Source organism: Methylobacterium sp. Gmos3 (assembly GCF_056430985.1).
The window spans coordinates 488098-505056 of sequence record NZ_JBWJYL010000002.1; the positions used below are offsets into that span (position 1 = coordinate 488098).

16 protein-coding genes and 1 riboswitch are annotated in these 16959 nt (G+C 71.3%); of the genes, 13 read left to right on the forward strand and 3 right to left on the reverse strand.

All coding sequences use genetic code 11. The features are described 5' to 3' along the window. Window positions 1–23 precede the first annotated feature (23 nt). Complete coding sequence (locus ACS5Q7_RS05880; protein WP_478338475.1) at window positions 24–1037, reverse strand: NAD-dependent epimerase; 1014 nt, start codon at window positions 1035–1037, stop codon at window positions 24–26. A gap of 176 nt (window positions 1038–1213) precedes the next feature. On the opposite strand from ACS5Q7_RS05880, the gene ACS5Q7_RS05885 reads away from it, so the two are divergent. The 7 genes from ACS5Q7_RS05885 (at window position 1214) to ACS5Q7_RS05915 (ending at window position 9517) form a co-directional block, all read left to right on the forward strand. Beyond that, window positions 1214–1426 carry a NepR family anti-sigma factor gene (locus ACS5Q7_RS05885; protein ID WP_478338476.1) on the forward strand — a complete coding sequence of 71 codons (213 nt, stop codon included), beginning with the start codon at window positions 1214–1216 and terminating at the stop codon, window positions 1424–1426. A 65-nt stretch (window positions 1427–1491) separates the two neighbouring features. Next, entirely contained in the window at window positions 1492–2454 is a 963-nt protein-coding gene (locus ACS5Q7_RS05890) for a glycosyltransferase family 2 protein (RefSeq protein WP_478338477.1), read from the forward strand. Window positions 2455–2719: 265 nt separating this feature from the next. After that, the gene (locus ACS5Q7_RS05895) at window positions 2720–4852 is read left to right on the forward strand and encodes a hypothetical protein (RefSeq protein ID WP_478338478.1); all 2133 of its coding nucleotides are present in this window, start codon (window positions 2720–2722) and stop codon (window positions 4850–4852) included. Window positions 4853–4865: 13 nt separating this feature from the next. Further along, complete coding sequence (locus tag ACS5Q7_RS05900; RefSeq protein WP_478338479.1) at window positions 4866–6221, forward strand: O-antigen ligase family protein; 1356 nt, start codon at window positions 4866–4868, stop codon at window positions 6219–6221. Further along, window positions 6218–7681 (forward strand): oligosaccharide flippase family protein, encoded by a 1464-nt coding sequence (locus ACS5Q7_RS05905; protein WP_478338480.1) that lies wholly within the window; start codon window positions 6218–6220, stop codon window positions 7679–7681. The genes ACS5Q7_RS05900 and ACS5Q7_RS05905 overlap by 4 nt, the downstream gene beginning before the upstream one ends. Next, complete coding sequence (locus ACS5Q7_RS05910) at window positions 7678–8718, forward strand: NAD-dependent epimerase/dehydratase family protein (protein WP_478338481.1); 1041 nt, start codon at window positions 7678–7680, stop codon at window positions 8716–8718. The genes ACS5Q7_RS05905 and ACS5Q7_RS05910 overlap by 4 nt, the downstream gene beginning before the upstream one ends. A 19-nt stretch (window positions 8719–8737) precedes the next feature. After that, window positions 8738–9517, forward strand: a complete 780-nt coding sequence (locus tag ACS5Q7_RS05915) for a WecB/TagA/CpsF family glycosyltransferase (RefSeq protein WP_478338482.1) — start codon at window positions 8738–8740, stop codon at window positions 9515–9517. Between the two features lie 35 nt (window positions 9518–9552). Here ACS5Q7_RS05915 and ACS5Q7_RS05920 read toward each other — a convergent pair whose 3' ends face one another. Then, on the reverse strand, window positions 9553–10437 hold the full coding sequence (locus ACS5Q7_RS05920; protein ID WP_478338483.1) for a DUF6492 family protein: 885 nt from the start codon (window positions 10435–10437) through the stop codon (window positions 9553–9555). 23 nt (window positions 10438–10460) lie between these two features. Beyond that, entirely contained in the window at window positions 10461–11621 is a 1161-nt protein-coding gene (locus tag ACS5Q7_RS05925) for a Gfo/Idh/MocA family protein (protein WP_478338484.1), read from the reverse strand. 159 nt (window positions 11622–11780) lie between these two features. Here ACS5Q7_RS05925 and ACS5Q7_RS05930 point away from each other — a divergent pair, with 159 nt between their 5' ends. The 6 genes from ACS5Q7_RS05930 (at window position 11781) to cobW (ending at window position 16957) form a co-directional block, all read left to right on the forward strand. Beyond that, window positions 11781–12728 carry a glycosyltransferase family 2 protein gene (locus tag ACS5Q7_RS05930; protein ID WP_478338485.1) on the forward strand — a complete coding sequence of 316 codons (948 nt, stop codon included), beginning with the start codon at window positions 11781–11783 and terminating at the stop codon, window positions 12726–12728. Further along, the gene (locus ACS5Q7_RS05935; RefSeq protein ID WP_478338486.1) at window positions 12725–14344 is read left to right on the forward strand and encodes a glycoside hydrolase family 44 protein; all 1620 of its coding nucleotides are present in this window, start codon (window positions 12725–12727) and stop codon (window positions 14342–14344) included. Before ACS5Q7_RS05930 ends, ACS5Q7_RS05935 begins: the two co-directional genes overlap by 4 nt. A gap of 39 nt (window positions 14345–14383) precedes the next feature. After that, window positions 14384–14571: riboswitch (cobalamin riboswitch) on the forward strand. Window positions 14572–14604: 33 nt separating this feature from the next. Continuing rightward, window positions 14605–14793 carry a CbtB domain-containing protein gene (locus ACS5Q7_RS05940; RefSeq protein WP_478338487.1) on the forward strand — a complete coding sequence of 63 codons (189 nt, stop codon included), beginning with the start codon at window positions 14605–14607 and terminating at the stop codon, window positions 14791–14793. 16 nt (window positions 14794–14809) lie between these two features. After that, complete coding sequence (locus ACS5Q7_RS05945) at window positions 14810–15547, forward strand: CbtA family protein (RefSeq protein WP_478338488.1); 738 nt, start codon at window positions 14810–14812, stop codon at window positions 15545–15547. Further along, window positions 15540–15926, forward strand: coding sequence for a DUF1636 domain-containing protein (locus tag ACS5Q7_RS05950; protein WP_478338489.1), 387 nt, complete (start codon window positions 15540–15542; stop codon window positions 15924–15926). Before ACS5Q7_RS05945 ends, ACS5Q7_RS05950 begins: the two co-directional genes overlap by 8 nt. Further along, window positions 15923–16957 carry a cobalamin biosynthesis protein CobW gene (gene cobW, locus ACS5Q7_RS05955; RefSeq protein ID WP_478338490.1) on the forward strand — a complete coding sequence of 345 codons (1035 nt, stop codon included), beginning with the start codon at window positions 15923–15925 and terminating at the stop codon, window positions 16955–16957. Before ACS5Q7_RS05950 ends, cobW begins: the two co-directional genes overlap by 4 nt. The last annotated feature ends 2 nt before the right edge of the window (window positions 16958–16959 follow it).

The window sequence follows — 16959 nt, forward strand, 5'->3', positions numbered from 1 at the left end:
CGGAGGCGCCCCGGGCGCTTCCGTCAAGCTCGGTGATACGCGCGGTACCATTCCACGAACCGGTCGATGCCGGTTTCGAGGGCCGTCGCGGGCGAGAAGCCGACATCCTCGGCGAGGTCGGTGACGTCGGCATAGGTCTCCGGCACGTCGCCCGGCTGCATCGGCCGCAGGTCCAGCACCGCCTTGCGCCCGAGTTTTTTCTCCAGCAGCCCGATCATCCCCATCAGATCGGCGGGTTCGGAATTGCCGATGTTGTAGAGCCGGTAGGGCGCGAGGCTGGTGCCGGGATCGGGCGCGCGCCCATCCCACGCAGGATTGGCGGAGGCCGGGCGATCGATGAGGCGCACGATCGCCTCGACCACGTCGTCGATATAGGTGAAGTCCCTCCGCATCCGGCCCTCGTTGAAGACCGGGATGGGTTCGCCCGCCAGGATGGCCTTGGTGAACAGGTAGAGGGCCATGTCCGGCCGACCCCACGGGCCGTAGACGGTGAAGAACCGCAAGCCCGTCGTCGGGATCCGGTAGAGGTGGCTGTAGCTGTGGGCCATCAGCTCGTTGGCCTTCTTCGTCGCCGCGTAGAGGCTGACGGGGTGGTCCACGTTCTGGTGAATCGAGAACGGCATCGCCGTCACCGCACCGTAGACGGAGCTGGACGAGGCGTAGATCAGATGCCCCACCTCATGGTGGCGGCAGCATTCGAGCACGTTGAGGAAGCCGGTGAGATTGCTCGCGGCATAGGCGTGCGGGGCGGTCAGCGAGTAGCGGACACCCGCCTGGGCGGCGAGGTGGATCACGGTGGTGAAGCGCCCTTCCCGGAACAGGGATTCGAGGGCCGGCAGGTCCGTTAGATCGGTGCGGTGGAACGTGAAGCGCTCGGACGGAAGTCGGCGCAGGCGCGCCTCCTTCAGAGCGGTGTCGTAATACGCGTTGACGTTGTCGAGGCCGGTCACGGCCCGCCCCTCCCCGAGCAGGCGGTATGCGACGTGATGGCCGACGAAGCCGGCGACGCCCGTGATCAAGATGCGCTTTTCGGTCATGCTCGGACGGGTATCTCCTCGCCGCCACCTTGCCGCGCGCGGGCTCGCGCCTCAAGTTCGAGAGATCGTGATCGTAGGAAATTAGCCGACAAGCATTTCGCGCTGGGCAGCTTCGCGCTATTGCGCAAAATTGGCCGAATGCGCTTGCCGTTGAACATAGCGAGTCCGATCTGTTGATGATGTCCGAGACCACGCGCCGCGCCGGAGCCTTTACGCTCAAGACCGTTCCGATTCAGGCGCAAGCGCCCCTCCTTGACGAATTCACCCGTCGCCGGCTCGGGCGGGAGCTTCGCGCGCTCTACGATCCCGTGATCGACGAGCCCATCGACCCGCGCCTGGCCGAGTTGCTGCAGCAGCTGGAAACCGACCGCGCCGATACCGGAAACTGATGTTCCGCTCACACCGTTTGGTGAGCTTTTCGCGATAGACGCATCTCCTCGCCGGAGGACTTGCGATGCGGCTCAGCGTGGTGATCTGCACCTATGAGCGGCCGGCGCTGCTCGGCGCCCTCCTTCGTTCCCTGATCGCGCAACGCGGCGCCGGGAACGGGAATGTCGAGATCGTCGTCGTCGACAACAGCGACGGAGAGACCGCCCGGCCGGTGGTCGAGGCGCTGGCCCAGGGCGCGCCCCTGCCGATGCGCTATCTGACGGCTCACCCGGCCAACATCTCGGTCGCCCGCAATGCCGGTTGCCGGGCGAGCCGGGGCGAGGCGCTGGCCTTCCTCGACGACGATCAGCAAGCGGAGCCCGGCTGGCTGGCGGCGGTAATCGACGGGCTTGACCGCTTGCCCCACGACGCGTTCTTCGGGCCGATCACCCCGCATTTCGAGGATCCCGGCGCGGTGACGCCCGCCTCCCGCACCCTGTTCACCCGCCAGGGCGGGCAGGCGGCCGGGCACGACCTGTTCGCCATCGGCCGTCCGGCCTCGCAGAGCTTCGTGCTTTCGACCGCCAACAGCGTGATCCGCCGGGCGGCGATGCCGGCGGCGGCCGAGCCGTTCGATCCGTCTTTCGGGGAATGCGGCGGCGAGGACCTGCACCTGTTCTGCCGCCTCGCCCGCGACGGGCGCCGGTTCGGATGGCTGCCGGAGGCGCGGGCCACCGATTTCGTGCCCCGGCACCGCTGCGGCACCGGCTATCTCGTCCGCCGGCATTTCGCGGGCGGTCAAGCCTATGCCGCGACGCTGATCCGCACGAGCCCGACCCCCCTGCGGGACGAGGGCATCATGACCGCGAAGTCGCTGGTGCAGGTCGGCCTGCTCCCGCTGACGGCCCTCGCCATGCTCCGACGGGACGCGCCGGGGCGCAGCCTCGCCATCCGTGCAGCCGGCATTGCCGGCAAGCTCCTGTGGCGGAGGCTCTACCCCCTCTACCGGACGGAGGCGGCCTCGCTCGCACCCGCCGCGACTTCGTGAGCCCGCACGGCAGAACTTAGTCAATCGTCGCCGTTTTTCGTCTCAACGAAGACAATATTAACGCTGAGAACAAACGCGGCATCGACTTCGATGGTCGTTTTAACTCAGGACGAGCGACCGCGCGTTACGAAACAGTCGATACGGGTCACGCACCCGCCGGCATGACGGCTCGGGTCGGTTTCGTCCCGGAACGGGGCAGAACGGGCTGGGCAGCGTCTTGCATCGTCGGGGTGCGGGACGCCGCGATATCGGGGAAAGCCGGTCGATGCAGTTGATCGAACGTCAAAGCCCTCGCAGCACCTATGCTGCCGAGACCGACGAGTGGGATGCGTTCCGCCTGGAGATCCGCGAGGCGGTGGCGTCGATGCGCCGCCACGCCCTCGGGATCACCCTGTGCGTCGTCGGCGCCATCGCGCTCGCCACGCCGATCATCGTGCTGCGCACACCGAACTATCTCGGCACGGCGCAGGTGCTGCTCGATCCGCGCGGGCTGAACGTCGTCAGCAACGAGCTCGTGCCGCAGCCGCCCTCGGCGGATGTGAACGACGCGGTGATCGAAACCCAGTCGCGCTTCCTCCATTTCGATGCGGTGCTGCAGGAGGTCGTGAAGCGCCTCCACCTCACCGAGGATCCGGCCTACATGGCGCGGCCGGGCCTCGGCGCGCGGATCAAGGCCATGCTCGGCCTGTCGAGTGCCGCACCCACGGCCGATCCCGTCGACGTCGCGAGCAAGATCCTCAGCAAGCAGACCACCTTCCAGCGCGAGGGCAAGAGCTTCGTCGTGAACCTGACGGTGCGCGCGAACGATCCGGTCAAGGCGGCCCGCCTCGCGACCGCGATCGGGCAGGCCTTCGTGGACGACACCGAGCACCGCCGGAAGGAAGTGGTGGTCAAGGCGCGCGACGCCATCGGCGCGACCCTCAAGGGCCAGGGCGAGCACGTCATCGCCGCCGAGCAGGCGGTGGAAAAGTACAAGCGCGAGATCGGCGTGGTCGATCAGGACGGGCGCAGCCTCAACGCCGCGCGCATCGCCGAGTTGAACTCGCAGCTCCTCGCCGCCAAGGCGCAGACTCGCGCCGCCGCCTCGCGGGTGGCGGCCCTCGAAGGCCGCAGCGCCACGCCCTCCGACGGCGCCGGGGCCGACACGGTGGAATCGACCACCCTCTCGCAGTTGCGTCTGAACCTCGCCGAGGTCGTGCGCCAGCAGGACAACCTGCGCGCCACTTTGGGACCGCGCCATCCGGCGGCGGTGGAGGTCGATGCGCAGGTCCGCTCCCTGCGCGCCGCCATCAGCCGCGAGACCGGGCGCCTGCAATCCTCGCTGCGCAGCGAACTCGCAGCCGCCCGCAACCGCGAATCCGCCCTGGAACGCGACCTCGCCCGCGCCGAGGCCGATACATCGCGCACCAACACCGCCCTCGTGACCCTGCGCCAGTTGGAGCGCGAGGCCCTGGCGCAGCGCTCCGTCTACGAGAAGACGCTGGGCCGCGAGCGCGAACTCCTCGAACAGGAAAGCGTCGGCACCTCGAACGTGTCGCTGGTCGGGGCCTCGAAGCCCGATCCGCAATCGGCCGACCTCTCGCCGGCCCTGGTGCTCGCCGCCGCCGGTCTCCTCGGGCTGCTGGCGGGTTCCGGCGGCGCGATCCTCTTCGACCGCCGCGGCGGACGCCTGCACTCGGCCGAACGGCTCACCGCCCGCACGGGCATCCCGGTCCTCGGCACGCTGCCCCTGTCGCGCAAGCGCCTGCGGGAGGCGAGCGAGACCGTGGCCGTGCTCGCAGGAGCGCGCGGATCGCCCTCGGCACGGATCCTCACCCGCCTCGCGGACTACCTCGACGAGGCCGCCGAGCACGGGCAGGTGCGCCTGCTGATCGTCTCCGCCTCGGACGGCCCGATCTCCACCATCATCGCCCAGAACCTCGTCCTGGCGCAGGCGGCGCGCGGGCGCCGGGCGCTGCTGGTCGATGGCGATGCCCGCTCCGGCCGGCTGACCTGGATGATCCCGCGCGATCCGCATGCAGGCGTCGTGTCCTGCACCGTGGAGGGCTATCCGCCCTTCTGCGCCACGGCAGCGAGCGAGCGGGTAAGCCCGGATGCCGTCCCGGACCCCGACGAGGGCTACGATTGCGTCGTGATCGACGGCGGCGAGGGCCAGGACGAGACGCGCCTGCGCCGCTCGGCGGCCACCGCCACGGCCATCGTCATCATCGCCGAGGCCGGCGTCGCCACCGCCGAGCGGATCGAGGATCTGCGCGCGGCCCTCCTGTCGAGCGCCGACAAGATTGCGGGCGCGCTGTTCGTGGTCTCGGGTGCCGATCCTGTCGTGCCGGCCCCGGCCCGCTCGCGGCCCCTGCCCCAGCGTTTCGCCCTGGCCGGCGAGAAGGGGGCGCTGGCGTGAGCGCGCGTTTCCGTTGACGACCGCGCTTCCGAGCCTGACCCAGGCGCAGGGCCTTTCGGCCCTCGCCGAGACGCGTCCCACCGGCAGCCGCCGCGCGCCCTGGTTCCTGCGGGCCCTGCCCGTTGCCCTCACCCTCGCCTTCCTGGCCTACATGTTCATCGGCGTGATGCCGATGTCGGATGCCAGCGCCATCACCTCCGGCGACGGCAACTCCACCGAGCGCCTCGCGGTGCTCGCGATGACAGGGCTCGCCCTGATCGAGATCGTGCGGCGGCGACGGATCGTGCTGCCCCTGGTGATGCGCTCCTGGCCGGTCTGGCTGGTGCTCGGCTGGTTCTGCGCCAGCGTCTCCTGGGCCGCCTTCCCGGACATCGCCGTGCGGCGCGTGATGGTGATGGTGTTCCTGTGCCTCATCACCCTCGCCATCGCGGCGGGGATCGGGCCGCTGCGCCGGATCCTCGGCCTGATGGCCGGCATCCTCGTCGTGGTGATCGCGGGCGACCTCGCCGTCACCGCCCTCAACCCGGCCTTCGCCTTCACCGAGATCGGCGTGCGCGGATACCACCAGCAGAAGAACGTCGCCGGCCTCGTAGCGATGCTGGCCGTGATCGTCAGCGTCGGCTGGGCGTTGATGCGTCCGACCCCGCGCCGGATCGCCGCCGGGCTCGCCTTCTTCCTCGCGGCGGTGGGCTTCCTCATCCTCACCAAGAGCAAGACTTCGATGATGCTGGCACTGCTCGGCGTCGGGCTCCTGCCCTGCATGCTGGTGCTGCGCCGCCTCGGCCCCGCCGCCGCCCTGTTCCTCACGCTGATGGCCGTGGGAGCGGTGGGCGTGACCTATCTCGGCGTCACGGCCTTCGGGGGCGATTTCGTCGGCCTGCTCACCCCCGGAAACGATTCGAGCTTCACCGGCCGCACCCAGATCTGGGACTTCGCGGCCTCGGAGATCGCGCGCCGGCCCTGGACCGGCTATGGGTTCGGTTCATTCTGGGACGTGGGCGATGCCAACGATCCCTTGCTGCGCGCGCCACCCGGCTCCTGGCTCGCCACCCTGAAGATCGGAGAGCGGGCCGACGTGGTCATCAACGAAGCGCATAACGGCTATCTCGACCTGCGGCTCCAGGGCGGCGCCCCCGCGCTGATCTTCGCGGTGCTGGCACAGGTCCTGACCATCCTGGCGCTCGCGCGGAAGCTGTTCTCCCGCAGCGTCCTGCGCGCCGATGCGGTGGCGGCGGCGACCTTCCTGGTGATCGCGCTGGTGGTGCTCGTCCACAACGCCACGGAATCGAGCCTCTGGATGCGCGGGCAGGTGCTCGCCAACGTCTCGATCCTCATCAGCCTGCTGGCGTTCCGCCGGGAGCCGACATGACGATCCGCCGGATCGGCGGCTGGATCGGAGCGGGGCTCGCCGACGCGGCGGGCCGGCTCGTCATCCTGTCCGCCACGACCGCCTTCCTCGCCCGCCTGCTCCCGCCGGGGGATTTCGGCGCCACCGCGCTGACGCTCTCCATCGTCACCGCCTTTTCCATGGCGGTGGGCACGCCCTACGAAGAGGCGCTGACGCAGGCGAAGGTCGTCCGCCGGTCGGACCTCGGGGCCGTGCTCGGCCTCTCGACCGTGGCCGCCCTCGCCTTCCTCGCCCTCTGCGTGCCGGTGGGCCTCCTGCTCGATCACATCTACCAGCGCCACGATCTCCACCTGCTCCTGCCGAGCACCGGCGTCCTCCTCCTGGCCCAGGGACCGATGACGATGGCGACCGCCGTCGCGCGGCGGCGGAAGGCGTTCTACGTCATCAACGCATCGAGCATCTTCGGCCATGTCGCGGGCGCGGTGGTCGCCATCGGGCTCGGCTTCGCCGGGGCCGGGATCTGGGCCCTGGTGAGCCTGCGCATCGTCCTCGTCTTCGCGAGCGCGGCGAGCCTGTTCTGGATGCTGGGCCTGCGGGTCGCGCCGAGCTGGTCCTTCGGGCGCCTGCGCCGGTTCAACCGCTTTGCCGGGCTGGTGCTGGCCTCCCGCGTCGTCGAGAACGCGACCTACGTCGTCTACAACACCCTCGTCGGCGCGCTGTTCGGGCTCACCGTGCTCGGCTACCTCAACATCGCCATGCGGCTCATCGAGCCGGTGCGCGGTGCCATCGTCGCGGTCACGCACAACCTCTGCTTCCCACACTTCAGGGGAAGCGCCCTGTCCCGGGAGAATGTCGGCGAGGCGGCGGCCGAAGTGGCCCGCGAGACCTCGGCCCTCGTGGCGCCGACCATGATGGGTCTCGCCGCCGTCAGTCCCCTCGTCGTACCGCTCATGGCCGGGCCGGGCTGGACCACGGCCGAACCCATCGCGGCGGCGCTGGCGGCGGGCGGCCTCCTCGCCCTGCCCTCCCAGGTGGTGCAGACCGCGCTGTCCGCGAGCGGTCGCCCGCAGAGCGTGCTCCTGTCCTACGTCGTCGCCCTCGTGACGCTGGCCGCCGCCCTGGTGGCGACGGTGGGGATGCACCCGGCCACGATCGGCCTCGCGCGGCTCGCCGGCGATCTCGCGCTGACCGTCACCACCGTGCTCGTCAACGGCCCTCGGATCGGGCTCTCGCCCTGGCCGCTGCTGCGGCGGCTCTCGGGCGTGTGGCTCGCGGCGGCCGCGATGGCGGTGATCGTCGCGTGGCTCGGCATCCGCATCGCGGAATCGCACGGGCAGGTGCTCGCCCTGCTCGTCGCCATCCCCGCCGGGGTGATCATCTATATCCCGCTGCTGTTCCTCATCAGCCGCGCGAGCTTCGATTCCCTCGTGGAGCGGATCCGCCCCCTCCTCGGGCGGACGGCCCTGGCCGACGCGCGATGACCGGCCCGATCCTCGTCACCGGCGCGGGGGGATTCATCGGCAGGGCCACGGTCGGGCGGCTGCGGGAGTCGGGCCTGCCCGTCCGGGCCGGGCTCCACCGCCTGCCCGATGGGCGCAATTCGGACGAGGGCAGCGTGCGCTGCGACCTCGACGCGCCGCGCAGCCTCGACGCCGCCCTCGCCGGGGCGTCCGCCATCGTCCATGCGGGCGGTCGCTCCGCCGCCGCCATGCCCGGCCAGTTGCGCAACCTCCTCGCCGCGGCCGACCGGGGGGGCATCGACCGCATCGTCCATCTCAGTTCCATCGCCGTCTACGGCCCTTCGGAGGGACGGGTCGGCGAACCCGACGCGCCGCCGACTCTCGCGGCGCCCGACGATCCCTATTGCGCCGCCAAGCGCGCCTGCGAGGCGATGCTCCGCGCCTGGGTCGCGGCGCGGCCGGGGCGTCGGGTGGCGATCCTGCGTCCGGGCATCGTCTACGGGCGCGGGAGCGACCTCTGGGTCGAGCGGCCCGCCGCTGCGCTCCGCGCCGGGGCGCTGGGGGACCTCGGCCCGCGCGGACAGGGCGTGGCGGCCCTGATCCACATCTCCGACGTCGCGGAGGCGATCCGCTGCGCCCTCGCCGCCCTCACCGGACCGGGCAAGGGCCTGATCGCCGCCAACCTCGTCGGGCCCGACACGCCGACCTGGAACGCCTATTTCGCCATGCTCGCCGGACCGAAGCCGCCGCGCCCGCTGCCGCCGGGGAGGCTCGCGTGGCTCCGCGCCCTCGCCCTGCCGGCCAAGGCGCTGGCGAAGTTGCGCGTGCCCGTGCCGCGCGCCCTGCGCCTCGTCCCCGCGTCGGGCGAGCTCCGGCTGTTCGCGCGGGCCGCCCAGTACGACACGGCCCGCGCCCGCGCCGAACTCGGCTTCCGCCCGGCGGTCCGGCTGGCGGACGGATTGGCGGAATCCCTCGGCCCGATCCGTGCAGCGAACGCGGAAAGCGGCGCCGCCCCGGCCCAGAATGGGACGGATCGCCCTGTTTCAGGACAAGAGTAGCGTGAGCGAGGGACGAGCCATGGCGACCACAGCCGAACCGGCCTTTTTCCCATCGATTGCCGGACCGCGCACGGACTTCCTCGACCTCCCCTTCCATCGGCTCGACCTCGACTCCACGCTGCAGACCCTGCTCGCGGTGCCGCCGGGGCAGAGCTTCCGCTACCTCGTGACGCCGAACGTCGATCACATGGTGCGGATCGCGGACGAACCGGGGATCGCCCGCCTCTATCGGGAGGCGTGGCTGTGCATCAACGACAGCCGCATCCTCGCCCTGCTGGCGCGGAGCTGCGGCACCGACCTTCCCCCCGTGCCGGGCTCAGACCTCGTCGCCGCGCTCCTCACCCATCCGAAGCTCACCGCCGACTCGCCGATCCTCATCGTCGGCGGCGGCGAGGGGCTGGCGGAAACCGTGGCGGACTTGTGCGGGTTGACGCGTGTCGAGCAGATCCGCCCGCCCATGGGCCTGCGCAAGGACCCGGCCAAGCTCGCGGCCACCGTCGAGGCGATCGAGGCGAAGCCGGCGCGCTTCGTTCTGCTGGCGGTGGGCTCGCCGCAGCAGGAACTCCTGGCCAACGCCCTCGCCCGCCGGGGCATCGCGACGGGGGTCGGCCTCTGCATCGGCGCCGGCCTCGACTTCCTGGTGGGCGACCGCCGCCGGGCGCCCACGCTCTTCCGGATGCTCAACCTCGAATGGCTGTTCCGCCTCGCCTGCGAACCCAAGAGGCTCGGCCGGCGCTACCTGATCGACGGACCCCGCATCTTCCAGCTCGTCCGGGATTATCGCCGCAAGACCCGCTGAGGTCCCCCAGCAGGTTCGGTCGCGCGGAACCGGGGTCAGCCCCGCGCGATGGCCTGCCCGACGATCGTCCGCCGGGCATCCCACGAGAGCGGGATGGTCGATTGGATGCCGAGCCCATAGCGGCCCGGCCGGACCTCGGGGATGCCGCCGCCCTCGGACCAGACCGTCTCACACAGGCTCTCCTCCGCGCCGGCATGGCCGGAGGCGGCGAGGCCGAGCACGTGCTCGCAATAGACGCCGTAGAGAATGTATTCGGAGAAATCGCGGGTCGCGGCCAGGGCCTCGATGGGATCGCGGCCCGTGACCTCGCCGATCCGCTCCAGCAGACCGCGCACGTTGGCCCGGCGCCACGTCACGAACTGATCGATGTAGTCGGCCCCGTGGTAATCCGTCGGCCGCAGGCCGAGCAGGGTCGAGGCCGAGCGGTGCCAGGGCGCGTGCATGGCATCGTCCGCCGCGCCGGGAAAGCGCGCCAGCCGCAACAGCCCGTCCTTCGCCAGCGCCTCGGCGGAGAGCGCGCGCACGAAGGCGGTATCGCTGTCGAGGTGAAGCACGGTGTCGGTGGCGGCCCCGGCGGCGGCGTTGAGCTTCATGATCTGCTGGGCGATCCAGCCCCGGACGGGGCGCCCCTTGAACGAGACGTAGACGTTGCGCCGGGGCAGCCGCAGGCGCCGCCGCCAGTCCGGCCCCGGCAGGGGGAGCTTGCGCAGCCAGCGCGGCAGCAACTCCTCCTGCGGCACCAGCGCCCGGCGTCCGCCGGCCAGCGGACGGAACAGCGCCATATCCGCCGCCGGCACGGCGAGCAGATGTGCCGCTCCGGCGGGGGCGAAGCGGTCGGCCGTCTCGCAGAGCAGGCGGCAGCAATCGAAATCCCCCGAGAAGGACAGGGTGATCAGGGTCGGCGGGTTCGCGCTATCCACGGGTCGAGTCCTCTCGCGGGTCGTCAGACCGCCCATTCCATTGGCCGCATCGCCCCGGGCGCGGACGAGACCATCGCCGGGCGCGGGAAGCGTTCGGGGTGCTGCAACATCTCGGTGACTTCGGTGATGTGGACCGCGAGATCCGCATCCATCCGGCCCGGCGCGCCGGACGCGATGGCGTCCGCGAAATCACGGATGCCGCGCATGAAATCCATCGGCGGCCGCCCGCGCCCCGCCCGGAACGGCACGGGGCGGGCCGCCGGCACCACCCGGCCCCGTCTTACGGGGAAGCGTCGTTCCAGGAAGCGGTCGAGGCGGCTCGTCGCCGTGCGCTTCAGGCGGACGGGGCCGGCGAAATCCCACGGCTCCTCCACCTGCAAGACGCCCCGGTCGCCCACGATCCGCAGGCGGTGGTCGTAGGGCGCGACGATGGAGTTCGTGACCCGCGCGACGATGCCGCCGTCGAACTCCAGCAGGCCGCAGGAGAAATCCGGCGCCGGATGCACCGGGTGGTCGCATTCCTTGTCCGGGACCAGCAGGGAGGCGTAGGCGGTGACCCGCCGCACCGGCCCGAACATCGCCACGAGGAGCGTGACGACGTAGCCCGCATGTTCGAAGGTGCAGCCGGTCTCGAATTCGCCTTCCGCCGGCCAGCGCCGCCCGCTGCGGCTGATCCAGTTCCGGTAATCGGCCTTGTGGACCATGCCGTCGTCGAGTTCGGCGTAGATGAGCCGCACCCGCCCGACCGCGCCATTGCTCACCGCGCGCCAGAGCGTCTGCGCCTGCTCGCCGAGGACGTTGCTCGGCGCGGCGGCGAGGCGCAGCCCGGCCGAGGCCGCAGCCTCCTTCAGGCTCCGCGCCTCGGTCAGCGTCAGGCCCAGGGGCTTCTCCGAATAGACGTGCCGCCCCGCCGCGATGGCCGCGCGGGTGACGGGGGCGTGGTTCTCCGGGTCGGTGAGGTTCACGACGATGACATCCGGCTCGGCCAGCAACTCGGCCAGCGAGCCGTAGGCCCTGTCGCCCCAGGTGCGGACGAAGGCCGAAAGCCGTTCCGAATCGCGGTCGTAAACCCCTGCCAAGTCGAGACCGTCGGCATGCAAATCGAGGCATTGCCGGTACATATCCGCGACATACCCGCAGCCGACAAAGGCGATCTTGGCCCGATGGCCACCCGAGACCGGCATTCGTTTACCATTCCCGGAGAAATTTACGCGCAAATGCGGTATTGATCTCACGTTATCAGGTGCCGACTTTACTTCCGGCTGGAATAAGTCGCATCGACATACAAATTATATCACGCCAGTTATCTATTAATGAACTTCGCAGGGAGCATCGGAGACGGTATGCCCGGAACCGAGCCGGTCGCGGTCAGCGTGGTCATCCCCACGCTGAACCGTCATAGGGCGCTCGAGCGCGCCCTGGGGTGCATCCTCGCGCAGCACCTGCCCCCCGACACGGGGGCCGAGATCGTGGTGGTCGACAACTCCGTCGACGGCAACGCCCGCGACCTGATCGAGCGGATCGCGGAGGGCGCGCCCATGCCGCTCCGCTACGTATCGGTGCCGAAGCCCGGCATCGCCACCGCGCGCAACGCCGGGATCGCGGCGGCGCGGGGCGAGTGGATCGCCTTCATCGACGACGACGAGACAGGCGGGCCGCACTGGCTCGCGGCGTTGCTCGCCGTCGCCCGGCGCGGCGGCTACGACGCGGTGTTCGGCCCCGTCAGCGCGCTGGCCGACGACGACCGTGAGATCGGCCCCTTCGCCGCCTACTTCGCGCGCGGCGTCACCGCCGAGGATGGCGGCGACGTCACCCACCGCGCCGCCTATCTCGGCACCAACAACTCGCTCTTCGCGGCCTCCGTCTGCGCGGGTCCGGGCGGCCCGTTCGAGGAGAGGCTGAACAGCATCGGCGGCGAAGACAGCCTGTTCCTCCAGCGCCTCGTCCACGAGGGGCGCCGCTTCGGCTGGGCGGCCGGGGCCGAAGTGACCGAATGGGTGCCTCCGCGCCGGCTCGACTGGGCCTATGTCCGCCGCCGCCGCTTCCTCAGCGGGCAGATCCGCACCTTCGTGCACGAGATGGCCTATCCCCGTCGCCGCGTGGAGGTTGTCCGCTGGATGCTGGTCGGCGTCGCGCAGGCGATCATCTCGGGGACGCTGGCCGTGCTCCTGAAGCCGATCAACCCGCCCGCCGCGCGCCACCACCGGATCGCGGCCTGCGGCGGGCTCGGCAAGGTGTTCTGGATGACCCGCTTCCGGGGCTCGCTCTACGGGTCCGGACTGGTCTCGTGAGGCCGAGCCGCCGGGCGCTGCTCGCGGGCGCCGGGGCGACGATCTGGGCCGGTGCGTCCCGCGCCGGCGAGCCGCTGAGCGTGCGGGTGCGCAACGGCGCCGCTCCGGTGGCGGTGAGCCCGCTGATCTACGGCTCTGGCGAGATCGGCACCCTCGACGGCGGCCCGCCCTCGGCGGAGCTTGACCGGGCGGCCGGCGTCACGCTCCGCCGTTTCGGCGGCAACTTCGCCACGAGCTACAACTGGACCAGCAATGCCTGCAACGCCGGCAAGGACTGGCAGCAGGCGAACGGCGATTTCCTGAGCCAGAGCCTCGGCCTCCCCCCCGCCGAGCGCGGCGTCCCCGGCGCGGTGATCGCGGCGATGCACGGCGCGTCGCTGGCGATGGGCGCGCGCAGCATCGTCACCCTGCCGCTCGTGAGTTTCGTCGCGGCGGACAAGGACGGACCCGTCCCGGCCGATCAAGCCGCCCCCTCCCGGCGCTTCGTGCCGGTCTCGTGGGAGGGACGGCGCGCGGCCTCCGCGCCCGTGGACCCGCGCGTCGCCGATATCCCGCACCTCCTGGCGCGGCTCGTCGCCCGCTACGGCCCAGCCTCCGGCGCCACCGGCATCCGCGGCTACATCCTCGACAACGAGCCCGGCCTTTGGGCGACGCAGCACCCGCGCATCGTGCGGGCGCCCGTGCGGATCGCGGACCTGCTCGCCCGGTCGATCAAGGCGGCGCGGGCGATCAAGGCCATCGATCCCGAAGCCTGGGTGATCGGCCCGGCGAGTTGGGGCGCCACGGGGATGGTGAACCTGCAGAACGCCCCCGATTGGAACGCCTACCGGCACCACGGCAGCTTCCTCGCCGCCTATCTCGACGCCTTCCGCCTCGCCTCGGAGCGCGAAGGCAAGCGCCTGCTCGATGTCCTCGACGTGCATTGGTATCCATTCAGCACGCGGGGCAACCTGTTCCGCACGGAGGACCCTGTGCTGGCCGGGCCGTTGCTCGACGCACCGCGCTCCCTCACCGAGCCGGGCTTTCGCGAGGCGAGCTGGGTGTCTCAGGCTCTGCCAGTGTCGAACGAGGGCGGCCTCGCCCTGCCGCTGCTGCCGAGCCTCGAACGGCTGACGGCGGCGAACTTCCCCGGCACCCGCATCGCCGTGACGGAGTACAATTACGGCGGCGCGGGGCAACTCGCCTCCGGCCTCGCCCTCGCCGACGCCCTCGCACGCTTCGCCCGGCCGGACATGCTGCTCGCCGCCCATTGGGGGGCGCTCGCCGACTGGCTCGGAACGGCCTTCCGGCTCTACCGGAACTACGACGGCCAAGGCGGGCGCTTCCCCGACAACACCCTGCCCGTCGAGGCCGCGCGCCCCGAGGCGCTGACGGTCCGGGCCGGCACCGACGGAGGGCGTCTGCACCTCGTGGCGATCAACCGCGCGGCCGAGCCGCAGCCGGTGGAGATCGTCTTCGAGCGGCCCCTGCCGGCCTCCCGTCTCACGCAGTACGGCTTCGACGCCCGCCATCCCGAGATGACCGCGATGGGTGCGCCCGAGCCGGTCTCCGGGGGCACCCTGCGCCTGATGCTGCCGGCGCGCTCGGCCCGGCATTGCGTGGTCGCCCCCGCCTGATCGGACTTTCGTCGCCGTTGTGCCGGGAACGGACTCCGTCTACACAGGGCGGATGACGGTGCCCCGAGAGGGGTGAAAAGGGAACGCGGTGAGGGTCTGCCCGAACCCGCGGCTGCCCCCGCAACTGTAAGCGGCGAGCGTCTGCCAACAGCCACCGGAGCGATCCGGGAAGGCGGCGGGCGCGCCGAGCCGCGAGCCAGGAGACCTGCCGTCATCCCGACTTTTCGCAACGCCGCCGGTGGGGCGGCTGGAGAGCCCAGATGACGACCACGACGCAGTCCTCGTCCTTTGCCCCCGTCGCCACCCGCGCCAACGAGCGCCTGATGGCGGCCGCGCTGGCGGCGTTCCTCGGCCTCAGCCTCGTGTTCATGGCGGGCTTCTCGCCGGCCATCGCGCTCCACAACGCGGCGCACGATTTCCGGCACGCCCAGAACTTCCCCTGCCACTGACGCGAACGCGCCAGGAATGATCCTTCGCCTTCTGTCGGCGGCGCTGGCCGCCGGCTTCCTCGCGGCCGTCGTCGCCACGGGGCTGCAACTCGCCTTGACCTCGCCCCTCATCATTGAGGCGGAGAAGTACGAGCAGCGGGAGCCCAGCCGCGCGGCGCAGGCCCTGCCGCCCGCCCTGCCGATCGTGCTCGCCCATGCGGGCCACGACCACGCGGCGCCCGATGCGGCGCCGGAATGGCAACCCGCCCCCGGCATCCAGCGCATGGCCTTCACCGGCCTCGCGACCCTCGTCGGCGGCGTGGGCTACGCCCTGATGCTCGGCGCGGTGCTGATCGCCTGCGGCCGGGAGCCGACCTTGCAGACCGGCCTCGCCTTCGCGCTGGCCGGCTTCGCCAGCGTCTCCCTGGCGCCCTCCCTCGGCCTGCCGCCGGAATTGCCGGGGCAGGAGGCGGCGCCGCTGCTGGCGCGGCAGGCATGGTGGGTGATGACCGCCGCCGCGACGGCGATGGGCCTCTACCTCATCGGCCTGCGCCGCTCGTTCATCGCCATCCTGGGCGGGCTCGTGCTGATCGTCGCGCCCCATATCGCCGGAGCGCCGCAGCCCCCCGACGGCGCCTCGGAACTGCCGGCCGCCCTCGCGGCGCAGTTCGCGGCCCGATCCCTCGCCATCGGCGCGGTGTTCTGGGTGATGATCGGTCTCGGCTTCGGCTGGGCATGGCAGAATGTCGGCCCGGCGAGGCGCCGCCATGCCTGAGGCCGGCACGATCCTCTACGTCTGCACCACGTGCAAGCGCGAGGGCGACGACCCGGAGGGCCCCCGCGCCGGGGCGCGCCTCCATGCCGAATTGGCGCGACGGGCCGAGGGCCTGCGCGTCGAGCCGGTGGAATGCCTCTCGGTCTGCAAGCGGCCCTGCACGGTGGCCGTCGCGTCGGCCGGCCGCTGGACCTACGTCTACGGCGACCTCGACGCGGAAGCTGCCGCGACCACCATCCTCGACGGCCTCAAGGCGTATGACGGCACCCCGGACGGGATCGTCCCCTGGCGGGAGCGCCCGAAGGAATTCCGCTCGGGCGTGATCGCCCGTATCCCGCCGTTTCCCCCTCTGCCCCCCATCCCCGAGGCCGCCGAATGACCATCGTCGCCAAGATCCCCTGCACGATCGTCACCGGCTTCCTCGGCGCCGGCAAGACGACCCTCGTCCGCCACGTCGTGGAGAACGCGAAGGGCCGCAAGCTCGCGATCCTCGTCAACGAGTTCGGCGATGTCGGCTTCGACCGCTCGTTCCTCGCCGCCTGCGGCATCGAGGGCTGCACCGAGGATTCCATCGTCGAGCTGCCGAACGGCTGCATCTGCTGCACCGTGGCGGACGATTTCGTGCCGGCGCTGGAAACTCTGCTCTCTCGCGCCGAGCCGCCGGAGCACATCCTGATCGAGACCTCCGGCCTCGCTTTGCCGAAGCCCCTCGTCCAGGCGTTCCAGTGGCCGGCGATCCGCTCGCGCGTGACCGTCGACGGCGTGGTGGCGGTGGTGGACGGCCCGGCGATCGCGACCGGCGCCTTCGCCGAGGACCCGGAGGCGCTGGCCGCCCAGCGGGCGGCCGACACCTCCGTCGATCACGACAACCCGCTGGAAGAGGTGTTCGAGGATCAGCTCCTCTGCGCCGACCTCGTGGTGCTGAACAAGACCGACCTGATGGATGCCGACGGCCTCGCCAAGGTGCGGGCCGAGGTGCAGGGCCATCTGCCCCGCGCCGTAAAGGTGGTGGAGACCGCCAACGGCGTCATCGACCCGCGCGTGCTGCTCGGCCTCGGCGCGGCGGCCGAGGACGACCTCGCCAACCGCCCCTCGCATCACGGCGAGGGCGAGGACCACGACCACGACGACTTCGAGACCGTGGCGCTGCCGGTCCGCGCCGCCGTGACGGCGGGCGACCTCGCCGCGCGCGTCGAGAAGGCGGCCGAGACCGAGGGCGTGCTGCGGATCAAGGGCTTCGTGGAAGTCGAGGGCAAGCCGATGCGCCTCGTGGTGCAGGGCGTCGGCCGCCGGGTGTCGCACCATTTCGACCGGCCGTGGCGCGCGGGCGAGGCCCGTGACGGGCGCCTCGTGGTGATCGGCCTGAAGGGTTTCGACCAGAACGCCGTCGCCAGCGCCCTGGCGGGATAAGC

Bases quoted from the DNA above. Each gene is read 5' to 3' on its own strand.
- ACS5Q7_RS05925 (WP_478338484.1), bottom strand. From the start codon at position 11,621: ATGCCGGTCTCGGGTGGCCATCGGGCCAAGATCGCCTTTGTCGGCTGC.
- ACS5Q7_RS05880 (WP_478338475.1), bottom strand. From the start codon at position 1,037: ATGACCGAAAAGCGCATCTTGATCACGGGCGTCGCCGGCTTCGTCGGC.
- ACS5Q7_RS05885 (WP_478338476.1), top strand. From the start codon at position 1,214: ATGATGTCCGAGACCACGCGCCGCGCCGGAGCCTTTACGCTCAAGACC.
- ACS5Q7_RS05950 (WP_478338489.1), top strand. From the start codon at position 15,540: ATGCCTGAGGCCGGCACGATCCTCTACGTCTGCACCACGTGCAAGCGC.
- ACS5Q7_RS05940 (WP_478338487.1), top strand. From the start codon at position 14,605: ATGACGACCACGACGCAGTCCTCGTCCTTTGCCCCCGTCGCCACCCGC.
- ACS5Q7_RS05890 (WP_478338477.1), top strand. From the start codon at position 1,492: ATGCGGCTCAGCGTGGTGATCTGCACCTATGAGCGGCCGGCGCTGCTC.
- ACS5Q7_RS05910 (WP_478338481.1), top strand. From the start codon at position 7,678: ATGACCGGCCCGATCCTCGTCACCGGCGCGGGGGGATTCATCGGCAGG.
- ACS5Q7_RS05945 (WP_478338488.1), top strand. From the start codon at position 14,810: ATGATCCTTCGCCTTCTGTCGGCGGCGCTGGCCGCCGGCTTCCTCGCG.
- ACS5Q7_RS05915 (WP_478338482.1), top strand. From the start codon at position 8,738: ATGGCGACCACAGCCGAACCGGCCTTTTTCCCATCGATTGCCGGACCG.
- ACS5Q7_RS05905 (WP_478338480.1), top strand. From the start codon at position 6,218: ATGACGATCCGCCGGATCGGCGGCTGGATCGGAGCGGGGCTCGCCGAC.
- ACS5Q7_RS05895 (WP_478338478.1), top strand. From the start codon at position 2,720: ATGCAGTTGATCGAACGTCAAAGCCCTCGCAGCACCTATGCTGCCGAG.
- cobW (WP_478338490.1), top strand. From the start codon at position 15,923: ATGACCATCGTCGCCAAGATCCCCTGCACGATCGTCACCGGCTTCCTC.
- ACS5Q7_RS05930 (WP_478338485.1), top strand. From the start codon at position 11,781: ATGCCCGGAACCGAGCCGGTCGCGGTCAGCGTGGTCATCCCCACGCTG.